At 57.3% G+C, this 20,058-nt stretch carries 15 protein-coding genes; 5 read left to right on the top strand and 10 right to left on the bottom strand.

Annotation, left to right across the window (positions count from 1 at the left end; all coding sequences use genetic code 11):
- Nucleotides 1-15 precede the first annotated feature (15 nt).
- The 6 genes from OSO_RS0115340 to OSO_RS0115315 all read right to left on the bottom strand — a co-directional run bounded on the left by OSO_RS0115340 (nucleotide 16) and on the right by OSO_RS0115315 (nucleotide 7,474).
- Nucleotides 16-981, bottom strand: coding sequence for an AAA family ATPase (locus OSO_RS0115340; protein WP_010584134.1), 966 nt, complete (start codon nucleotides 979-981; stop codon nucleotides 16-18).
- Entirely contained in the window at nucleotides 978-3,434 is a 2,457-nt protein-coding gene (locus OSO_RS0115335) for a transglutaminase-like domain-containing protein (RefSeq protein WP_010584133.1), read from the bottom strand. The genes OSO_RS0115340 and OSO_RS0115335 overlap by 4 nt, the downstream gene beginning before the upstream one ends.
- Nucleotides 3,424-4,728, bottom strand: a complete 1,305-nt coding sequence (locus OSO_RS0115330) for a DUF58 domain-containing protein (protein WP_010584132.1) — start codon at nucleotides 4,726-4,728, stop codon at nucleotides 3,424-3,426. The genes OSO_RS0115335 and OSO_RS0115330 overlap by 11 nt, the downstream gene beginning before the upstream one ends.
- A 78-nt stretch (nucleotides 4,729-4,806) precedes the next feature.
- Nucleotides 4,807-5,202 carry a hypothetical protein gene (locus tag OSO_RS0115325; RefSeq protein ID WP_010584131.1) on the bottom strand — a complete coding sequence of 132 codons (396 nt, stop codon included), beginning with the start codon at nucleotides 5,200-5,202 and terminating at the stop codon, nucleotides 4,807-4,809.
- A gap of 132 nt (nucleotides 5,203-5,334) precedes the next feature.
- A complete protein-coding gene (locus OSO_RS0115320) occupies nucleotides 5,335-6,309 on the bottom strand; it encodes a DUF1559 domain-containing protein (RefSeq protein ID WP_010584130.1) in 975 nt (324 codons plus the stop codon).
- A gap of 733 nt (nucleotides 6,310-7,042) precedes the next feature.
- The gene (locus OSO_RS0115315; protein ID WP_010584129.1) at nucleotides 7,043-7,474 is read right to left on the bottom strand and encodes an RbsD/FucU family protein; all 432 of its coding nucleotides are present in this window, start codon (nucleotides 7,472-7,474) and stop codon (nucleotides 7,043-7,045) included.
- A gap of 257 nt (nucleotides 7,475-7,731) precedes the next feature.
- Between OSO_RS0115315 and OSO_RS0115310 the strand changes: the two genes are divergently transcribed.
- Together OSO_RS0115310 and OSO_RS0115305 are read left to right on the top strand one after the other, a co-directional pair.
- Nucleotides 7,732-9,267, top strand: a complete 1,536-nt coding sequence (locus tag OSO_RS0115310) for a DUF1501 domain-containing protein (protein ID WP_237729288.1) — start codon at nucleotides 7,732-7,734, stop codon at nucleotides 9,265-9,267.
- Nucleotides 9,268-9,499: 232 nt separating this feature from the next.
- Nucleotides 9,500-10,435 carry an alpha/beta hydrolase gene (locus OSO_RS0115305; RefSeq protein WP_157605202.1) on the top strand — a complete coding sequence of 312 codons (936 nt, stop codon included), beginning with the start codon at nucleotides 9,500-9,502 and terminating at the stop codon, nucleotides 10,433-10,435.
- A 23-nt stretch (nucleotides 10,436-10,458) separates the two neighbouring features.
- On the opposite strand, the gene OSO_RS0115300 is transcribed toward OSO_RS0115305, so the two are convergent.
- Nucleotides 10,459-10,668, bottom strand: a complete 210-nt coding sequence (locus tag OSO_RS0115300; protein WP_010584126.1) for an RNA-binding S4 domain-containing protein — start codon at nucleotides 10,666-10,668, stop codon at nucleotides 10,459-10,461.
- A 459-nt stretch (nucleotides 10,669-11,127) separates the two neighbouring features.
- Here OSO_RS0115300 and OSO_RS0115285 point away from each other — a divergent pair, with 459 nt between their 5' ends.
- Both OSO_RS0115285 and OSO_RS0115280 read left to right on the top strand, forming a co-directional pair.
- Entirely contained in the window at nucleotides 11,128-11,958 is an 831-nt protein-coding gene (locus OSO_RS0115285; RefSeq protein ID WP_010584123.1) for a 3'-5' exonuclease, read from the top strand.
- 222 nt (nucleotides 11,959-12,180) lie between these two features.
- Nucleotides 12,181-13,254, top strand: a complete 1,074-nt coding sequence (locus tag OSO_RS0115280) for a PfkB family carbohydrate kinase (RefSeq protein WP_010584122.1) — start codon at nucleotides 12,181-12,183, stop codon at nucleotides 13,252-13,254.
- Between the two features lie 207 nt (nucleotides 13,255-13,461).
- Here OSO_RS0115280 and OSO_RS48030 read toward each other — a convergent pair whose 3' ends face one another.
- From OSO_RS48030 to OSO_RS48025, 3 genes are all read right to left on the bottom strand, one after another.
- Nucleotides 13,462-14,589: a TPM domain-containing protein gene (locus tag OSO_RS48030; RefSeq protein WP_010584121.1), complete on the bottom strand. Its 1,128-nt coding sequence runs from the start codon at nucleotides 14,587-14,589 to the stop codon at nucleotides 13,462-13,464.
- Nucleotides 14,590-14,672: 83 nt separating this feature from the next.
- Nucleotides 14,673-16,142: a DUF1501 domain-containing protein gene (locus tag OSO_RS0115270; RefSeq protein ID WP_010584120.1), complete on the bottom strand. Its 1,470-nt coding sequence runs from the start codon at nucleotides 16,140-16,142 to the stop codon at nucleotides 14,673-14,675.
- Nucleotides 16,143-16,356: 214 nt separating this feature from the next.
- A complete protein-coding gene (locus OSO_RS48025) occupies nucleotides 16,357-17,727 on the bottom strand; it encodes a DUF1501 domain-containing protein (protein ID WP_010584119.1) in 1,371 nt (456 codons plus the stop codon).
- Nucleotides 17,728-18,255: 528 nt separating this feature from the next.
- Between OSO_RS48025 and ilvB the strand changes: the two genes are divergently transcribed.
- Entirely contained in the window at nucleotides 18,256-20,043 is a 1,788-nt protein-coding gene (ilvB, locus tag OSO_RS0115250) for a biosynthetic-type acetolactate synthase large subunit (RefSeq protein ID WP_010584117.1), read from the top strand.
- Nucleotides 20,044-20,058 lie beyond the last annotated feature (15 nt).

Genomic DNA, 20,058 nt, shown 5'->3' with positions numbered 1-20,058 from the left:
CGGTTCGTGAACCATTCAGCGGCCTGCGGGAACAGGAACTTGTTCGAGCAGCTCATCGATCAGGGCGTGTGGATCGTCCCGTTCAATGCCCAATCGCACGGACAGCACCGGCCACGCCACTTCCTGAATGTCGCGAGGTGTCACGAATGTGCGGTCGTTCAAATAGGCCCACGCTTGAGCGACACGCTGCCATGTCAAAAGTCCGCGCGGACTGAGTCCAAGACTAATCTCGCGATGACTTCGCGTAAGCTCCGCCAGTCGCACCAGGTACTCCTGTACCGAAGCGATTACCGCCACTCGGGCCACGGATCGTTGGATCTGGTTCAAATGAGCTAAATCCCATGTCGACTCGACGTCCGTCTCTGTGATGTCTGTCACGGGAATCGCGTCTGCCAGCATCGTTAGTTCATGTTCGCGCTCGGGATAGCCGATGCTCAGTTTCATCGCGAAGCGGTCCAGTTGCGCTTCGGGTAACGGGTACGTTCCATGTTGTTCATGCGGGTTCTGAGTGGCGATCACAAAGAATTCATCACGCAGCGGATGCCGGACGGTATCGATGGTGACCTGCCGTTCGGCCATGGCTTCCAGCAATGCACTTTGTGTCCGCGGCGTCGCACGATTGATCTCGTCGGCCAGCAGGATTTCTGAAAAAACGGGACCTGCACGAAATTCGAATTCGTGCGTTCGCTGATTGAAAAGCTGAAATCCCGTAATGTCGCTGGGCAAGAGATCGGGCGTACATTGCACCCGCGCAAAACGTCCTCCGAGACAATCAGCGAGCGCTTTCGCCAGCGTCGTTTTCCCCAAGCCCGGACGATCTTCGAGCAACAGATGCCCGCGTGCCAATAGGCATGCAATGACATATTCAATCACGTCTGACTTGCCTCGCAGGGCCCGATTCAGACGCGACCGAACGAGGTCAATGTCGTCCTGATCTGCCGTTGAAGGACGGCTTGAATGCCGATCCAAGATCGAGTTCATGCTGTTGTCATCTCCCGTGTACGAGCAAGTGGATTCGGATGTGTGATCGTCTCTGGCCATCGACGGTCGGGTCGCTTCGTGGAGCGAAGTTGCAATTGCGTCGTGGGCAATCGCCACCAGATTTGAACCGTGTGGCGGCAGACGGCTTCAGCATCGGGTTCCGCGAGCGATGTTAGTTCGGGCGAGAACTGAGCCCAGTCGGCGAGCCGTCCGAAGTAGATCAGCGTTTGTCGCTCGATTCCTCTCTGCGGGACCGACAAGGACATCAACCACATCGAGCCCGAAATCGATTGAGGGCACGCTGCTCCCCACCGACGAGCGCGACGTTCCATCAGTCGGAGTGTGGCCAGAATCCGCGCACGCACATTTCGGGTTGAACGCCATGACCAAACCAGCACTTCGACTCGATCGACCAACGTTCGCCGCATCAGGAACAGGACGACCGCCGTGCCCGAACTGACGAGAACCAGGACGGCATGAGAAACCAACCAACGCCAGAATGTGTCGACGATGTCACTGAGAATTTCCCAGACGGTTGGCAAGGGGCGAAGTAATTCGTACCCAGGTGTCGGTTCGATGGGAATCCATGTTCCTCCGATGGTTGAGACCTCCGCCCACACATGGATGTCGTCGCTGTGTACTGGCGTGTGCTGGGCGCGGTGGTCATAGCGGCTTGGGTTGGCATAGAAGCCTGCAACCAGTCGAGCGGGATAGCCCAACGAACGCAGCAACAGAACCGCGGCCGTGGCGAACTGATAGTCGGGGCCACGTTTCGCCGTGAATAAAAAGTCGATTGTCGTGTGGGTGCAGTCTGCCGCAGGACGTTCGTCATGATCATGGACATAGTCGCGACGCAAATGCTGGATCACCTGCTGAATTTGCGGCCAGCCCGTCGGTACCGATTCGGTCCAGAGGCGTCCCAGTTGTTCAATTCGGTCTGAGGATGCACCCTTCTCTGTCTTCCGATAACGCCCGCTGTCACCGTGCGCCTGAAGTGCAAGTTGTTCAAGTTTCCCTACATCGGCGATCCGCGATTGAAGGTGGATCACCGTCAACGAGGGCAGGCGTTCCCGGTCCATCTGCAGAATGTCGGGCTGAGCCCAGCGATAGAAATCCGTTCGATCGAGTTTATCGATATGAACGCCGAGCAACTGAGTTGGCGAAGGGATTCGGTTGGAGTTGAGGCGAATGATTTTAAGGGCATGAGTTTCCGGCCGAGCAAAGACCGCTCCATCCACAGGTCGCGAAATTTGCAGCCACGGACGCTCGTTCAGCCGTTCCATTTGCAGCGACGGACCGGAGCCAAGGAATTCGTCGACCGTCCAATCGTGGCCGTCAAATCGATCGAATGCCTCCAGTCTCAAGTGGAGCGGGACGCGCCCCTTGACGAACAACAGGGCGTTGTGCGTGCGATTGCCAATCTGGCCACTGTTCGGTTGACCTGACTTTCTGACTGTGGAAAATTCCTTCCCGACCGACTGAGACTCGGCGAGGTCACGTTCGGACGGCTGAGCGGAACGCGGATTCGAGATCGATATCGCTCGTTCCTGTTGTTCGACCTTGACCGGTTCGTTGTACGAATCGTCGAACATGTCGTAGAGACTTGGTTCATGCGAATTGAGAAAAGGCGCGTCGTCGATCGCGGCGAAACTCTGGATATTCTCGATTCCGGCGACAAGCGAATCGCCATCACCGACCCCTCCTTGAGCCGTTTCGAAATACCAATCCTTTCCACCAGAACTCGGCATGAATCCGGGCAACGCGCGCGTCGAGAGTCCCGCGACCGGCAGTGCCAACAGGAAACCCAACGGAAGCAACAGGACCGCTCTCCACCGCGACGGTGTCTGGTGGGATGTCGATCGGATGATCGACCGGCCTCGCAGTGTCTCGCGGTGAAGATCCGACAGCCAGAAGACTCCGATGACGGCAAACAACACGAATGAACCGATCAGCCAATTGTGAGCCGACAGGGTGGATGTGAAAATCGTGAGAAAGAGGCTGAGCGAACAGGCGGCGCGCTGACAGTCTTGCCGATTTGCAAAGAGCAAGAGTGCCAGGATGGCATTGCGGATCAGGATGAGCAGCAACTGCTCAAGCGGCAGCATGCTGTTCGAAACGGCTCGAACAAGAAGTTCGACCGCGAAGACCGCGATTGTCAGACAGGCGATTGCAGTGAGTCGTGATTCATGGGACGTCTCGGGTCGAGCGAATCGTCGAACAAGTTTGCCCGACAACGCCACGGCAAGCACCTCGGCCGTCACGAGCGATAGAATCTGTGCGTAAGTTCGTTCGCCGTCCCCCGCCGAATTTTCGAAAGTCAGAATGGCGAGCAGCGCCAGGGACCAGGTCAGGCGCGGTGTCGTCCTGAGGGCCATCCCGGCGGAAGGCGGTGCGTTCGCAGCATCCTCGCGAAGGCGTCGCACGGCGCGATGGGAAAGTCGTTCAACCCACATGGCAGGCCAGTCTCCACTTGCGACGAAATTCGGCAGCGATGTCGTCCGAACGATCAAGGATGATGGAGTGTCGTTGTGGCGTGTTGTGCGAATCGCCACAGATCTCGCACGATTTCTCGCTGGATCGTGTTCTCAGTACCACCCGTTTTTGCTCACCATGCACATGCCGATGCTCGACTCGATGGCCGACTCCACGATCTGTCGTAATCGTGAGCTGAAATACACCACAATTTCGATGATGAATTCGATGACAGGCCGCCTGTCGATGATCATGCTGGCACGCTCGGGCGTGATGTGAGTGGCAGGGTTTCCATTTGGCCAACGAATCGAGGAATCGAGCCAGTCCCAATGTTCCGCCACGCAACTCGATCGACTCATGGCCGAAACAGCACTCGACGAGCGCGTTCTCGCGGTGATAGGCGGCGCAGACACTCGCAGCAATGCGAATCGACCATTCGAGTGTTCCATCTGGATCAGATCCATCGTGAAGCTGGGGATCAGAATCGAAGACAACTCGGATGGCGGGTTGCGTGGCCATCTGCCGTTCGCTCACGATCATCTTGCCAGTGCGCGCGGTCTGGACCCAGTGAACGCGTCGCAACGAATCGCCATCGCGGAACGGACGCGTTCCAATAACGTCGCCACGATCGCCTGTACGCACATCGCTGAATGCATCGGCCGTTGGTCGAGTCTCGGCGGCATCGAGCAGTGTTTCCAGAGAAATCAGGCTCGGCCAGACGATGAGCTTGTCGAACCGCCTGATGGGACGTCGCGTGGTTCGCAGTCCGAACGGAAAATCTGTCGCCATGTCGGGAGCCCGCAATGGATACTCGCCGCGACTCGGTGGAATCACCTCCCAGGTCACTTCCTGATTCGACCAGCCATGGATGAGGTGAATCACCACCGATGAAGAACGCGACTCGGCGTCCATCGCGAAGCCAGGGTCAATCACCAGCCCCCAGACGGGCCATGGGCAGCGGTTCGAAATCTGTACGACAATCCGAACCCGCTCCCCTTCTGTAACCCGACGTTCAGAAAAACGGACAGTGCACGACACACCGCAGGTCGAGATGACGGGCCAGAACCAGCCGAGACACACGATTGCCGTGAGAACAACAAACGCCAACAAGGCGATCGATTTCACAAACAACCCACAGGCCAGCGCCGCAATGGCGGCGAATGCCAGGTTGGACACGGGATGCCTAAGACCCGCCAGCCAGCGATTGGCCCATGGGCAAAAGTCGTAGTGCAGAATCGCGGTCAAGCCTTGCCAGATTGATTGATCACGACGCATTCACACTTCCTCTGACATCACGCAGCGCGAATTTCCGGACGACAAAGACACCTCGCGATTGTTTCGATGGACGTCTCGTCACGCCGATTTCTTCTCGCCCCGTTTTTTTCGTGATCGCTCTTTCAACCGCTCACGGTCTTCGGCGGTGGCTGTTTGACCTTCACTGAGTTTGAAGCTCTCCACTTGTGCCTGTTTCCAGTCTCCTGAGCGTGCACGATCGATCACGGAGATGAGCGCTTTCAATTCTCGATCGGGAATGGCACTTCGATTGTGTGTGGCAAGGATTTGATCTTCACACGCGTCGAGCCATGCGGTGTTCTTTGCGGAAACCGCCGTTTGCAGACGCTGCAAAAGTTCGCGACTGTCGGAACCAAGCTGGGGTGTTCGCTGGCAGCCACTCAACAGCAACAGGCCGCAGAGAACGTAGCATTGGGGGCAGAGCATTCCATGAGGTGATATTGAAAACTTGTCCACAGTTCGACAATTCCTGGTATTGGACATGATGGGGTTCTTGATCACGGAATGGTGAACGCTTACGACAGCGAGCGTGATGCGACATTCGAGTCAGGCTCCAGAGAAGTACCGACTGGCGACAATGAGGTTCTGTCACCAGTCACCCACGACTTCACCACTGGCGCGGGTTGCCAAACGAGACCATGTCACCCCGTCCATAAACTTGGATGCAAAACGCACGCTGCCGTCACCCAACAGGACGTTGCCACCAGAATCATGTTGTGAATACATTTCGTCGACATACCCAAAATTGCTGTTGGGGGGATGAATGATCGGAGGAAATTCGTTGATGCCGGGTCCCGAGTGCACATTCACCTGCGGAGCAGCTCCGTCGCATCCGGCATAGGCAAACAATGGCGACGGACACGTTACGGAATTCGGTACAACACCCACCCAGGTGGAGTCACTGTGATAGGGAGTCTGCTCGCCAAAAAAGACCGTGTTGGTCAGGCCATCCGAAATATCGCGGATCCTGGTTGCACTGTTTCGATAGAGCGGCCCGTCGGCCTCTGAGGAGAGGTCGGCGTCGGTCAGATCCCAGACGTCGATGCGCCCAGCGTTAGCCACGTAGTTGCTGCGTGCGAACTTCGCCAGCACCGTTCCGCCTTCGTCGACGACGTTGTAGACGTTGTTCCCGTTCGTGGCCGAAGGGCAAAGGTACGAGGGGATCGTGCGCTGCACGAACGACGCATTCGATGCGGACCAGCACGGAGCATTGAAATCGAGCGCGTGATACAGGTTGGCCTGCTCAAGTTGAGGCAGTAGTAGCGCCAGGCCCGCCCATCCCGGTCCCGCGTCACCGGCGTCAGACGGCGGCCCCAGCGTGGCATTTCCCCCGGGCTGAATCAGATACGAAGGCGGAAAGATGTTGTGAACATCGTGATAGTTATGCAGCGCCAGGCCAATCTGCTTCATGTTGTTCTTGCATTGTGTCCGCCGCGCGGCTTCTCGAGCTTGCTGAACCGCGGGTAATAGCAACGCAATCAGAACCGCGATGATGGCGATCACAACGAGAAGTTCAATCAACGTGAATCCGCGTTTGCGAACGATGTCCGATAAGAAACGCATCAAAATCTCCCGGAAAAACAGCAATGCAAACCACGCCCGCCTCGTCTAACGTCGCAATTGTAGTGTTGATGCATACGATATGCAAATATGTTTTGGATGCAGATCGTCGAGGTGTGCGAAATGTAAGCCGGAGCGAACTGCTGGTAGATTGCCGTGAGGCGACCACGCCCTGATTTTCCTCGTTACCAAGCTCCCGCTTGGTAACGCCTCCGCGTTCTCGATTTCAGCCGAGCAGAAAAGTGTCCTGGGGCCATCGCACACGCTTCCTCGTTATCGGAAACGCACAGGATGGGCCGCGTCAGGTCGTTGGGCGCTGGGAAAATTCGTGCGAAGAAGCATGACCAAGCGGGAGCTTGGTAACGACGGGAAGCGAGGGGGAGTCGTAAACCAGTGTCGCGCAACGAGAGCGGTCACTTGGTGACGAGTGTTACCAAGTGACCATACCCTCATTTGTCCTCGTTACCATACTCCCGCTTGGTAACGCCTCCTGCGTTCTCGATTTCAGCCGAGCAAGAAAGAGTCCTGGGGCCAATAGCGCACGCTTCCTCGTTATCGGAAACGCACAGGATGGGCCTCGCCAGGTCCTTGGACGACGGGAAAATTCATGCGAAGAAGCGTTACCAAGCGGGAGCTTGGTAACGAGGGGGGCGAGGCAGGCGAGGGGAAGCGAGGGGAAGCGAGGAGAGTCGTAAACCTGTGTCGCGGAATGAGAGCGGTCAGTTGGTAACGAGTGTTACCAGCTGACCACGCCCTTTTTCAGGATCAGGTTCGCGTACACCGCGGTCTCGCCTGTCGCGACGATCGCATAGGCGGACTTGGCAAAGTCGTAGAATCGAAATCGCTCGATCGGTCGCAATTCGACATCATGTCCTTCATGCCGCGTCAAAATTCGCTGATACTCGGCCCAGATGGGGGGATCCGTTGCGACTTCGTCGACTGGTTGCATTACGCTCGCGGGATGGTCGACAAACGAATCGAGCGGAAAGAAGGTCATGATCGCGTCGAGCAATTCCACCCCACCGTGACCGTCGGCGCGGACGATGCGCTGTGCGCAGCTTTCGGCGGGGAAATTGCCGTCCGCGATCACAAGTTCGTCACCGTGGCCCATCCGCATCAAAATCGACATCAGTTCAGGGGAAATGATGGGGGGAATCAGTTTCAACATGGTGCGATTTCATGACAAGAAGGTACGATGCTTGAACGCGAGCAACTGGCCATTCTAAGTCGCAGGACAAAAGATTCCAGCGACCCCGATTGAGGGTGGGCGAGGGTCTGAGGTGAAGTGGTGGCGGGCGAGTGTGATTCGAGATGACGAGTTGATGTTTTACGATCACACCCTGCATTTACGGTCGACGTGTTTGTCTTCAGTTCCCTGCAAGGGTGGTTTCGGCGACGGCCAATTGAACAGGAGTCATCGTATCGATGAGTACCCCAATGGAGCTTCAAGTCCGAAGTGACACGTCGAACTCGCGGCAGACGGACTCACATGCCTCCGGGCGGTGGTCGCTGACCTGTCAGGACCGAGTGGCGGCGACATTCGAACTCTCGCGGCGACAGATTCTGTCGTCGGCCGCCGGGGGATTTGGTGCAGTTGCCCTGGCGGATCTGTTGGGACGCTCGTCGGCCCTCGCCGATGAACCCCGTCCGGAACTAAACGGTGGTTTGCATCATCGCGCCAAAGTGCGCCGCGTCATTCAGTTGTTTATGAATGGTGGCGCGAGCCAGATGGACTTGTTCGACTATAAGCCCGCTTTGTTTCAGCAGGCGGGCCAGAAATTCGATCCCGGCCAGAACGTGCATGTCGAGGCTCCCACGAGTGCTCCGGGCAATGTCCTGAAGCCGCCCTTTGAATTCCACCAGCATGGTGAGACCGGACGCTGGATCTCGGACCAGTTGCCGCATCTGGCCAGGCATGTCGATCGGCTTGGCTTCTTCATGGCCATGCAGTCGCGGACCAACGTTCATGGCCCTGGCAGCTACTTGATGAATACAGGATTTCTGACCCCTGGTGCCCCTTGCCTCGGCGCTTGGACAAGCTACGCGCTGGGCAGTCTGACAGAGAACTTGCCCACGTTCGTCGTGCTGCCAGATGCGCGCGGGTTGCCGTACAATCAAAAGGGAAATTTCCAGAATGGGTTCCTGTCGGCATCCCATCAGGGAACCATTCTGAACACCGCATCGTCCGAGCCAATTGCCGACCTGCACGCCCCCGCTTCGGCGCGGTTTATCACTCCTGCAGCCGACAGCGATGGGCGGGCGCTGTTACAAAAAATGAATCGTGAGCATCTGGCCGCCAACCCGGGCGACTCACGCTTGGAAGCCCGGATTCGGGCTTACGAACTGGCTGCGAAAATGCAGTTGAGCGCCCCCGAGGCCTTTGATCTCAGTCGCGAGTCGGAAGCGACTCAGAAAGCGTACGGGCTGCAGGAGAAGCCTTCGGAAGACTTCGGCAAGCGATGTCTTCTGGCCCGACGGCTTGTCGAGCGGGGCGTCCGTTTTGTGCAGGTCTGGAGTGGTGCCGGTGGTCCCACAAACAACTGGGACAATCACACGAGTATTCTCAAAGAACTTCCACCGATGTGTCAGGCCGTCGATCAACCAATCGCGGCACTCTTAAACGATCTGCAAGAGCGCGGGTTGCTGGAGGATACCTTGTTGCTGTGGAGTACCGAGTTCGGTCGCATGCCATTCTCTCAAGGAAGCGAGGGCCGCGATCACAACGGAGGGACCTTCGTCGGTTGGATGGCGGGTGCGGGGGTGCGCGAAGGGGCGACCTACGGTGAGAGCGACCCTTGGTCCTGGCGTGCGGTGAACGACGTCACGACGACATACGACTTCCACGCGACCGTGTTGCACCTGCTTGGCATTGATCACGAGCGATTGACGATTCGACACAATGGAGCCAACCGTCGGCTGACCGATGTGCACGGTCACGTCATTCATGCCCTGCTGTCTTGAAGAGACCGCTTCGATTCGGGAGCACGGTTCACGGTTCGGAACGGACGCGATTTTCATCGCAGAGAATCCGTGGCCCGTAAACGGATCTTGACAGTATTTGAACGATCAGCGATGTCATTGTCGGCCGCTGCGGGCCGCGATGCGTCACGAAGTGCATGCATCGCGACCCGACGAACAGCGTCGTCTGATTGGCTACGAGCTGGCAGCCGTACCCTGCGCAAATGGAATCGCCATGGAACACCGCCTTCCTTCCCAGCCGCGTGTGCGAACGTTTCGTCGAGTCCGCTGGATCGCGTTCTCACTCAGTCTGCTATTCCTCGCCGTGGGACTCGCATCCTGGCTGATCGCCGGGGCTTTGGTGGCGTCCGCGAATCAGGTGGTCGGTGAGGCACCTCCTGACTTCCCCTTTGTCGCGGCAAAAATCCCGAGCGATTCGGGGTCGCAAATTGCAACCTGGTATACGAACTCACCCGACTCCGTGGCGACGGTTGTGCTTGTCCACGGAATTCACGGCAACCGCAAGAAGTTGCTGAAGCGCGCCAAGCTGCTGATCAACGAGGGGTACGCCGTGGTCTTGATCGATCTTCAGGCGCACGGAGAAAGTCCTGGCCGTCTCATTACTTTGGGGCATTTGGAGCGTCACGACGTTCAGGCGGCCGTTGAATTTGCGCGACAGAAGAACCCAAAGCACCGTGTGGGCGTCATTGGGATCTCGCTGGGCGGGGCGTCGGCCGTGCTGGGATCACCGCTCAAGGTCGATGCGATGGTACTTGAATCGGTGTTCCCCACGATTGAAGAAGCCGTGGGCGACCGAGTTCAAGCGAAACTTGGACCACTAAGCTGCCTGATCTCGCCACTTCTGCTCTGTCAGATTCAACCCCGACTTGGCGTCTCGGCTGATCGCTTGCGACCGATCGAGCACATTGGCGAAGTGGCCTGTCCGTTGCTGATCGCCAGTGGTGATCGGGATCCGCACACGACAATCGCCGAAACACGGCGATTGTTTGCGGCCGCGTCCGAGCCAAAGCAACTGGTCGTGTTCCAAGGGGCGCGACATCAAGATCTGCTGGAACAGAATCCGCCGCTTTATGAAAACGAGGTGCTGACGTTTCTTGATCAGTACTTATTGGCCCAGCCGGACCCTGTGTCGTCGGCTCGAAGCGAGTAAGGCGTCGAGCGTCAGGGTGCGCATCAGTCCTGGGGGACTCGCAGGACTTCATTGCCAATCGTCACGACGTCTCCAGGCGACAATTTCTTGCCACGTCGAGTTTCGACGACGCCGTTCAGCAGGACTTCCCCTTCCTGAATCAGAATTTTGGCTTGGCCACCCGACCCGACGATTCCAGATTGCTTCAGGAATTGGTCGAGCGTAATCGGACGGGCGGATGATGGCGGTATCATGGTGGAGCTCAATGATTTGGTCACGTTTGGGATTAACACAGCCCACAATTGGACTGAATCTTGGAATGCGAGCGTGCACTCCGTGGCATTTTGTGATGCGGCAGGCCTTCTCGGCAACGCCGTGAACGATTTCTGGTCGCGGAATGAGCCCCATCTGGTCACACCGTGGCATTTTCTTGCGGGCTGAAGACCCAACCAAGCCACCAGATCCAAGGAGGCCGTCGGATGCCAGAGGCTCCCTTTCACGCGGGCACGTGGAATGGCCGCATCTGCGGCAATCAAGAGAATACCCGACAATGCCTGTATTTGATCGGCGGGGACGTCCTTGTGATTGTTCCAGAACGCTTCGCAGGAACGGACCTGGTGAATTCGCGGGGATCGTTGGATTTCGCAATCCTGCTTTGCGGGATATCGTGTTTTCTTCTCCCGCTCAATTCTTCTGGTTAGGAATGCCCCCTGATGTCAGGCTCCGATCGCAAGCCCGTGATCTCGTACTTCATCTTTGATATCGAGACGATTGCGGACGGTGACTTGGTCGCCAAGATCCGGTATCCGAACGAAACGTTGACGGCGGACGAGGCGATCGCGAAGTATCGCGCACAGCTTCTTGCGGACACAGGTAAGGACGTTCTACCCGTTACGTTTATGTTGCCCATCTCTGTCGCCGTGGCAAAGGTCGATGCCGAATACAAGCTGCACGACGTGGCAGTGCTGGATTCGCCCAAATTTCGACCGCATGTCATCACCCGCCATTTCTGGCAGGGATGGAATGCCTACGGCCGCCCGACACTCGTCACGTTCAATGGCCGCGGCTATGACGTCCCGGTGATGGAGTTGGCGGCGTATCGCTATGGATACTCCGTCCCGGCATGGTTTAACGTGGAGGCCCGCACGTATGAACAGGCACGCAATCGGTACAACGCAAACGCGCATCTCGACCTGCTGGATCTGCTGTCAAATTTCGGGGCCTCGCGGATCAGCGGGGGGCTGAATCTGCTGGCGAACCTGATCGGCAAGCCCGGTAAGACGGGCGTCGATGGATCGCAGGTGCAAGGGATGTACGACGCGGGCGAGGTCGGGGCGATCAATGACTACTGCCGCTGTGACGTGCTCGATACCTATTTCGTCTTTCTTCGCACGCGCGTTTTACTGGGAAAATTGACCGTCGAGGATGAACATCGACTGGTGAGTGAAGCGAAAGTGTGGCTTGAGGCCGAAAGCGAAAATATTCCTGTGTACAAAACCTATTTGTCGCACTGGGGAGACTGGAAACCGCCCACAGACGCCTGATCCGCGGTCGCGCCCCGGCGAAGTTCCGGCCGGAACTGGCGAAACGGAATGGTTTCGCCCCTTTTTCACGGTGCCACGAGCCATTATTATGCGACGCGACTGAAAACTGACGGATTCCCTCTTTTCACCAGTTTGGGATGAAGAGATTGAGTGCTCGATCCGTCTGCCACGGTTTGCCGCTGGCGATGTCCTGACTCATACCATCACTTGTAAGGAAGAACGATGTTGAAGATTTCCCCCACTGGCGCACTGGATTTCCTTTCGTTGGGGGCCTTGGTCAACCGCCTCGATCCCGGAATTATTCCCTTTCGCAAGGCGACCGAATGTCGGATTCATGTCAGCGGAGGTGAATTCAACGTCGCCGCGAACTTGTCGGATTGTTTCCGGCTGAATACCGGTGTCGCATCGGCAATGGTGAACTATCCGATCGGTGATCTGATCGCCGAACGCGTTCGCGCGATGGGTGTCAAACCGTTCTACAAGTACTTCGAACACGACGGCGTCACGGGCCCGAACATGGCGACCGTGTACAGCGACCAGGGACTGGGCGTTCGCGCCCCTGTCGTCTTCTACAATCGCTCGAACGAAGCCGCCGCCAAACTGAAGGTCGGTGATTTCGACTGGAAGACAATCATGGCTGGCGGCGTACGCTGGTTCCATAGCGGAGGAATCTTCTCCGCGCTGTCATCGACAACCCCTGATCTGATCATCGAAGGGATGAAAGCCGCGAAAGCGGCGGGCGCCATTGTTTCATTCGACCTGAATTTCCGCGCCAAGTTGTGGCAGATCTCGGGCGGGTTGGCGACCGCGCAGCAGACGCTGCGTCGAATCGTCGAGAATGTCGATGTTCTGGTCGGTAACGAAGAAGATTTGCAGAAGGGGCTGGGATTGAAGGGACCTGACGTCGAGTCCAAGTCGAAGATCGACCCGTCCGCATTCCTGGCAATGATGGACGACGTGGCCAAGCAACTGCCGAACATCAAGGTTGTCGCGACGACGCTGCGCGAAGTGCATACGACCAATCACCATGACTGGAGTGCGGTGTGCTGGATCGAAGGCAAGACTTACAACGCGCCGACATGCCAGTTGGATGTCTGTGACCGTGTGGGTGGTGGCGATGGCTTTGCCGCGGGCTTCATTTATGGATTGCTCAGCGGGAAGTCAGCGGACGAAGCGTTGCGACTGGGTTGGGCACACGGTGCGTTGCTGACCACCTTCCCCGGCGACACCACCATGGCGACGCTCGAGCAGGTCGAATCGTTCGCGAAGGGCGGCTCGGCACGGATTCAGCGATAATCGTTCAGCGCAATCGTCGACTGACAGTTGGGCAATCAATGACAGGAGCGAGGAGGCCCGTGACTTCCTCGCTCCTGTTTTTTGTGCGCCTGGCGCGTTGTGTCTGGCCTCTCGTTCCCCCTCGTATCCTCGTTCCCAAGCTCCCGCTTGGGAACGCCTCTTCCGATCTCAGTGACATCGAGGGGAAGTAACTCAATACGAGAAGGCTTAGAAATCGCCGCCACCGCTATCACCGCCGGAGTCGCCGCCACCGGAGTCTCCTCCGCCGAAATCGCCACCTCCGCCCGAGTCACCGTTGTCATACCAGCCGCCGCCGGACGAGCTACCGTCATCGGTCCAGCCGCTATTGCCTGGTGGCTGGTCGCCGCCGCCGAGCGTGCGGCTGCCACGCAGTGGATCAGACCCATCGGCCATCGGTCCCTGGGCGTGAGCCGATTGTCCCCCAAAGGCGTTGTACAGCCAGTTCCCCGCGACCGCTCCGAAAAGACCTCCTGCGGCACTCCGCATGAATCCACCGCCACCGCCTCCATAGCCGGGCTGGCCGTATCCTCCACCGGGTGGGTAACCCCCGGGTGGATATCCACCCATCCCAGGTTGTCCAGGACCGCCTGGGTATCCGCTGCCGCGACTGCCGAACAGTCCCGAAAGCATTCGAATTGCGAAAATTGCAGCGATGACGATCCCGACCACATAAATCCAACCCATGGAATTCACCTGCTTAATGGGAGCTGCGTGATGGATGGGCCCGGCCTCACGGGCCGGAGTCGATGACGTCGTTGGGGGCAGCGGCTCTCGGTGCCCGGCGTCGCTGCGTAATCGCGAAGCGGGCGACAGCTTCGCGTAAACTTCACCGAGCTTGGAAACGGTGTCATTCAGTGCGGCATCAAAGTCTTTCGACTTCATGCCACTGACCGCTGCGTCAATCACTCGTTGGCGGTCGGCTTTGGTCATGCCGCTGTTCGCCAATCGGCCGCTGAACCACGTTTCAATGCGGGCGGGGTCTTTGCAGATCAGGACCAGCGAACCCGTTTCTTTGACGGCTTTCGCTCGTTCATGGACCCAGCGGTCCATGAACACCTGCCGTTCGGTGTGGTCCATCTTCGCCACCGCATCGATCTGGTCCTTCGGAACCGTGGCGTGTGTTTCAATGCGAATGTCGTGACCCGACTTCTTTTCAATTTCCCGGATGGATGTATTGGCTTTCTCGATTGCGGCTGCACTGAAGAAGCCGGCTTCATCCGAGATATCTGCAGCGCACACGACCATTGGTGCGATCAGCATCGCACACCCGACGAATGCGGCTTTCCACATCGATCCCAAACGTTGTCCCAACATGGTTGCGGACTCCCACAAAAGTTTCCCTGGCGCAGTCAACAAACTGCTCCTCAAGTCCCTAACGTGGTCCGCAGAATGTCGGATCACGCCAGAAGTTCAGATACCACATGTGCAGGCTCGACCCCTGTCAGTTTCTGGTCGAGTCCCTGGAATCGGAATGTGAACCGCTCATGATCAAAACCGAGCAAGTGCAATACCGTGGCGTGAAAATCGCGAATGTGGATCGGGTCCTTAACGATGTTGTAACTAAACTCGTCCGTTTCGCCGTAGATTTTGCCGCCTTTCGATCCTCCGCCCGCCATCCACATGGTGAAGCAACGCGGGTGATGATCGCGGCCATAGTTTTCTTTCGACAATCCGCCCTGGGAATAAATCGTGCGACCGAATTCGCCGCCCCAGACGATGAGTGTGTCGTCAAAAAGTCCACGTTGCTTCAAATCCTGGACGAGTGCGTAGCAGGCCTGGTCGACGTCGCGACACTGGTCTGGCAGTCGACCCGCCACATTGGCATGCGTATCCCAGTTGTTGTGATAAATCTGGACAAATCTGACACCGCGTTCGACGAGACGTCGCGCCTGCAACACAGTATTGGTGAATGTGCCGGGCTTCTTCGCGGCGTCACCATACAGCTTGAACGTTGATTCGGATTCGCTGGCCAGATCCGTTAGCTCTGGGACGCTCGCCTGCATCCGAAACGCCAGTTCATATTGCTCGATCCGCGTCCGCGTTTCGGGATCGCCAAGTTGAGCGAACGTTTGTTCGTTGAGTTGCTTCAGTCCGTCCAGTGTGCGTCGCCGGATTTCGGGCGGCACACCCGGTGGATTGTTGATGTACAGGATGGGATCGCCCGAACTACGGAACGAGACCCCTGCATGTTCACCCGGCAAATAACCGGCTTGCCACAATCTCGCCGAAATGGCCTGCATCTGCTCGGTGTTTGTCGGGCGCGCCACCATGACGACGAACGTGGGCAAATCCTCGTTCAGCGAACCAAGCCCGTAGGAGGCCCATGCGCCAAGACAGGGCCGGCCCGTGATCTGGTTTCCTGTTTGCATGAAGCTGATGGCGGGTTCGTGGTTGATCGCTTCGGTATTCATGGAACGGATGAAGCACATGTCGTCGACCATTTTCTTGGTCCACGGCAACAGTTCGGTGACCCACATGCCGCATTCACCGACCTGCTCAAATGCGTATTTCGACGGTGCGATTGGAAACCGGGCCTGTCCTGACGTCATTGTGGTCAGGCGTTGCCCGTTTCGGATCGATTCAGGCAGGTCCTTGTCGTACCAGTCATTCATGACCGGCTTATAGTCGTACATGTCCATCTGCGGCGGGCCGCCGACCATATGCAGATAGATGACATGTTTGGCCTTGGGAGCGTGATGGGTCATCAGAGATTGCAGGTGCGGCGCCGGCTCAGCGGCGTTGATCACACCATGGGTGGCAGATCGACCAAGCAGTGAGGACAACGCCGCCCATCCCACGGCATTCGACCCCTGTCGAAAGAAGTGACGTCGCGTGACATTCGTGGCGTATTCTCGAAACAAATCCATCGTCTTGACCTCGTGGCGGTATCTGATCAGTCGCTTGGCGACGTCTGTTCACGGCTGGTTTTGATTGTGTCGCGGTTTTGCGAGTCGTCGCGGATTTCTGTGTGAGACTCCCATTTTTCACGCAGGGGCTCACACACCAAGTATAGCAAAAGTTCGATGTGAGGAATGGATTTTCGATCCATTGAATCCGCGCCAGACTTCGCAAACGGCGATTCTAAAGAATCGCATCAATGACTCGGCCCTGGCTGATGGCGTGAGGTCGAGACAATGCGTCGACGATTTCCGTGCCCGGGTCGAGTCCCAGCCGATGAAACAGGGTCGCGTGAACATCGATCGGATCAACCTTGTTGGCCTTCGGATAGGCGGCCAGTGCATCCGATTCACCGAAGACGGCGCCGCCGCGAATCCCGCCGCCGCACAACCAGGTCGATGAGCAGTGCCCCCAATGATCGCGGCCAGCGTCTTTGTTGATCTTCGGCGTGCGCCCGAATTCACCGTAGCACGCGACGAGGACGTCGTCGAACAGGCCTCGTTCCGTCAAATCGTCCATGAGTCCCGACAGGCCTTGATCGACGATCGGCAGCAGCTCCTGTTCGCAGCCTTCGAAATTCTTGCCGTGCGTGTCCCACCCATCGCAACGTGTCATGTGATTGAAGTAGATGCTGACAAATGGAACTCCAGCCTCGACGAATCGTCGGGCCAGTAACAGACTCTGGCCAAAACGATGTCGGCCGTAGCGGTCTCGGACACGGTCCGGTTCGCGGTCGACGGAATACAGACGTTCGTCCGTGGGCGATCCCGTCAGTCGAACCGCGGTGCTTTGAAGCAAATCGAACGGACTCGATCTGCTGCCGGCCGGATGACGGGAATTGATGGTCGAAAGGAGTGCCAGTCGTCGGTCGAATCGCAATCGATCGACGTCCTCTGGCAACACGACTTCGGGTAGTGATTTGGCCATTCGCGGATCGCCGTTCAGGATGAACGGGTCATAGGCCTGTCCCAGGAATCCCCCTCGTCCACCTCGCAGAGGATCGGCCGCTCGAATGTTGTCCTCATTCGAGCGAATTCCGAGCTCGGGCACCGCCAGACAACCTGGCAGGCCGCTGGGTGCGGGCTTCCGCTTCGCGATGATCGATCCGATGTTCGGGAAGTCCGTTCGCCGCGGTGGGCTGATGTCGTTGTCGATTTCTGGCTGATCGACATGTCGTCCCGTCAGTGTGTAGTAGATCATCGGTGTGTGATGAGCGTTGGGATGGCTTACCGCACGCAATAATGCGAATCGGTGAGCGCGCGCTGCAAGCTTCGGCAGGTGCTCGCAGATCTGCAAATCGGGCACACTGGTCGAAATGGGCGAAAACGGTCCGCGGACTTCCACCGGCGCTTCCGGTTTCAGGTCAAACATGTCCAAATGAGGCGGACCACCCAGCAAATAGACCAGAATGCAGGCTCTCGCAGGACGTCGCACATTCGCCTCCGCCGCCAGTCCCGCCGCAGGCCATGTTGACGTGCCCGCCAGCAACCCACCCCATTTCAGGCAATGGCGACGCGACAGGGCGGTTGAGGCGAGTAAGGAAGGCGTGTTCATCAACCGCACCTCATGAGTTCAGTCGTGATTCGTTCAGTCGTGTTTTGGGACAATCGGTCTTTGAACGCAAATGCGGTGCTGGTCCCGCCACCTGGTGAGAGGTCTTTCGGATGGAATTTCTTTTCCTGCAAGATCTTATCGCCCGTTTTTCTCGGCGAGTATCGAAATCACTGTTTCCCGCCGATACTTCTATTTACCGACGAAGGTTTGTGACGCCACCGAACCTGTTCGACGATCGAGCCTCATTCATCTGCAGGGATTGCAGCCATTGAAGACTGTCGCGACGTGCGACGCCCGTTTTCGTGAAGAAATGGGGCGACGTGGCGTCCCACAGAAACTCGAGTGGCCAGTTCGCTGCGTTTGCTTTAACTTGTTTTGCAATAGTCGATTACGCCAGATTCAAAAAGAAGGCTCGAATCTGAGAATCGCAATGGATAGACTTGTGAGTCGTTTGTGGCAGCGAGCGTCTGCCAGTTCTTTGCCCCAGTACATCACCGGGGCTTACCGTTCGATTGAGGGATTCTGATCGTGTCGACCATCACCAGCCAGCCCGTTTCTACCACCACGCGAACGCTGACCGGGGCCGACGTATTCGTAGAATGCCTCATTCGTCATGGAACGAATGTCATTTTCGCTTACCCCGGCGGTTGCAGCATGCCGTTGCACCAGTCGCTAACTCATCGCAGTGCGGATATTCGCACGATCCTGCCACGACATGAACAAGGTGGCGCCTTTGCCGCTCAAGGAGTCTCGAGAACGACCGATTTGGTCGGTGTGTGCATGGGGACCAGCGGTCCTGGTGCGACGAATCTCGTGACGGCCATTGCCGATGCCAAGATGGACAGCATTCCGATGGTGGCGATCTCGGCTCAGGTGCCCACGCATCTGATCGGCAGCGATGCGTTCCAGGAAACGCCGATGGTGGAAATCTGTCGCGCGATCACCAAGCACCATTATCTGGTGACCAAGACCGAAGATATTCCCCGTATTATCAAAGAAGCGTTTTATATCGCTCGTACCGGTCGTCCTGGTCCCGTGTTGATTGACGTTCCAAAGGACGTTCAGTTGAACGAAGTGACTTGGGAAGTCGACTACGATCCCGAGATGAATCTTCCCGGCTATCACCCGGAAGTGCGCCGTCCGCATCCGAACCAGATTCGCGCAATCCTGAAAATGATTCGCGAATCGAAGAAGCCGATTTTCTATGCCGGCGGCGGAATCATCCAAGCGAACGCTTCGGAAGAGTTCACCAAGTTCGCACGTAAGACAGGGATTCCCGTCGCGACAACCGTGATGGGCATTGGCTGCTTCCCCGGCGATGACGATCAATCGTTGCACATGTTGGGGATGCACGGGACGGTCTATTCGAACTACGCGATCAATGACGCTGATTTGCTGTTGGCGTTCGGCGTTCGCTTCGACGATCGCGTCACCGGCAAGCTCAGCGAGTTCGCCAAGCACGGCAAGATTGTGCACGTTGATATCGATCCGTCCGAACTCCATAAGAACAAACGCGCCGATATCGCGGTTGTCGCGAATATCAAAGAAGTGCTGCAAGGTTTGAACGCCATGATCGCGGACGACGATGTGCCGCAGATCGACGCCTGGTGGGAGACCCTGCGAGGCTGGAAGAAGCAGTATCCGCTGCAGGTCAAAGACAGCGGCGATTTCATCATTCCGCAGTACGCGATCGAAGAGCTTTGGCGACAAACCAAGCAACGTGATACCTACATCACCGTCGGTGTGGGCCAGCATCAGATGTGGGCCGCACAATTTTACAAGTTTGATCGACCACGTCGCTGGCTCAGTAGTTCCGGATTGGGAACGATGGGCTTCGGACTGCCCGCGGCGATGGGTGTGCAAGCCGCGCATCCGGAATCACTGGTGGTTGATATCGACGGCGACGGTTGCATGCTGATGAATGTGCAGGAACTTGCCACATTGAAGTGCGAGAATCTGCCCGTGAAGACGCTGCTGCTGAACAATCAGCACCTCGGGATGGTGATGCAGTGGGAAGATCGGTTCCTCGAAGGAAGCCGCGCTCATACCTACCTCGGTCCCGTCGATCATCCAGAAGCGGTCGGTGCGGGGGCTGGCGGTCACTATGAAGAGACCTATCCCAACTTCGTCCAGATTGCCAAGGGGTTCGGGCTTGAGGCGGCTCAGGTTCGCAGCAAGCGAGAGTTCCCTGCTGCTCTCAAGAAAATGCTGGAACATGACGGCCCGTATCTGCTCGACGTGATCTGTCCTTACCAGGAACACGTTCTGCCGATGATTCCCGGTGGTAAGACGGTGAAAGATATCATCATCGAATAGTCTGTCTGCATCGGC

The sequence above is a fragment of the Schlesneria paludicola DSM 18645 genome (assembly GCF_000255655.1).
GTDB lineage: Bacteria > Planctomycetota > Planctomycetia > Planctomycetales > Planctomycetaceae > Schlesneria > Schlesneria paludicola.
This window is presented reverse-complemented; position numbering and strand designations above follow the sequence as displayed.

Excerpts from the sequence above, each read along its gene's own strand:
- OSO_RS0115335 (WP_010584133.1), bottom strand. The coding sequence starts at position 3,434 with ATGTGGGTTGAACGACTTTCCCATCGCGCCGTGCGACGCCTTCGCGAG.
- OSO_RS0115280 (WP_010584122.1), top strand. The coding sequence starts at position 12,181 with ATGTTGAAGATTTCCCCCACTGGCGCACTGGATTTCCTTTCGTTGGGG.
- OSO_RS0115320 (WP_010584130.1), bottom strand. The coding sequence starts at position 6,309 with ATGCGTTTCTTATCGGACATCGTTCGCAAACGCGGATTCACGTTGATT.
- OSO_RS48025 (WP_010584119.1), bottom strand. The coding sequence starts at position 17,727 with ATGAACACGCCTTCCTTACTCGCCTCAACCGCCCTGTCGCGTCGCCAT.
- OSO_RS48030 (WP_010584121.1), bottom strand. The coding sequence starts at position 14,589 with ATGTTGGGACAACGTTTGGGATCGATGTGGAAAGCCGCATTCGTCGGG.
- OSO_RS0115340 (WP_010584134.1), bottom strand. The coding sequence starts at position 981 with ATGAACTCGATCTTGGATCGGCATTCAAGCCGTCCTTCAACGGCAGAT.
- OSO_RS0115305 (WP_157605202.1), top strand. The coding sequence starts at position 9,500 with ATGGAACACCGCCTTCCTTCCCAGCCGCGTGTGCGAACGTTTCGTCGA.
- OSO_RS0115330 (WP_010584132.1), bottom strand. The coding sequence starts at position 4,728 with ATGCGTCGTGATCAATCAATCTGGCAAGGCTTGACCGCGATTCTGCAC.
- OSO_RS0115315 (WP_010584129.1), bottom strand. The coding sequence starts at position 7,474 with ATGTTGAAACTGATTCCCCCCATCATTTCCCCTGAACTGATGTCGATT.
- OSO_RS0115300 (WP_010584126.1), bottom strand. The coding sequence starts at position 10,668 with ATGATACCGCCATCATCCGCCCGTCCGATTACGCTCGACCAATTCCTG.
- OSO_RS0115270 (WP_010584120.1), bottom strand. The coding sequence starts at position 16,142 with ATGGATTTGTTTCGAGAATACGCCACGAATGTCACGCGACGTCACTTC.
- OSO_RS0115285 (WP_010584123.1), top strand. The coding sequence starts at position 11,128 with ATGTCAGGCTCCGATCGCAAGCCCGTGATCTCGTACTTCATCTTTGAT.
- OSO_RS0115310 (WP_237729288.1), top strand. The coding sequence starts at position 7,732 with ATGAGTACCCCAATGGAGCTTCAAGTCCGAAGTGACACGTCGAACTCG.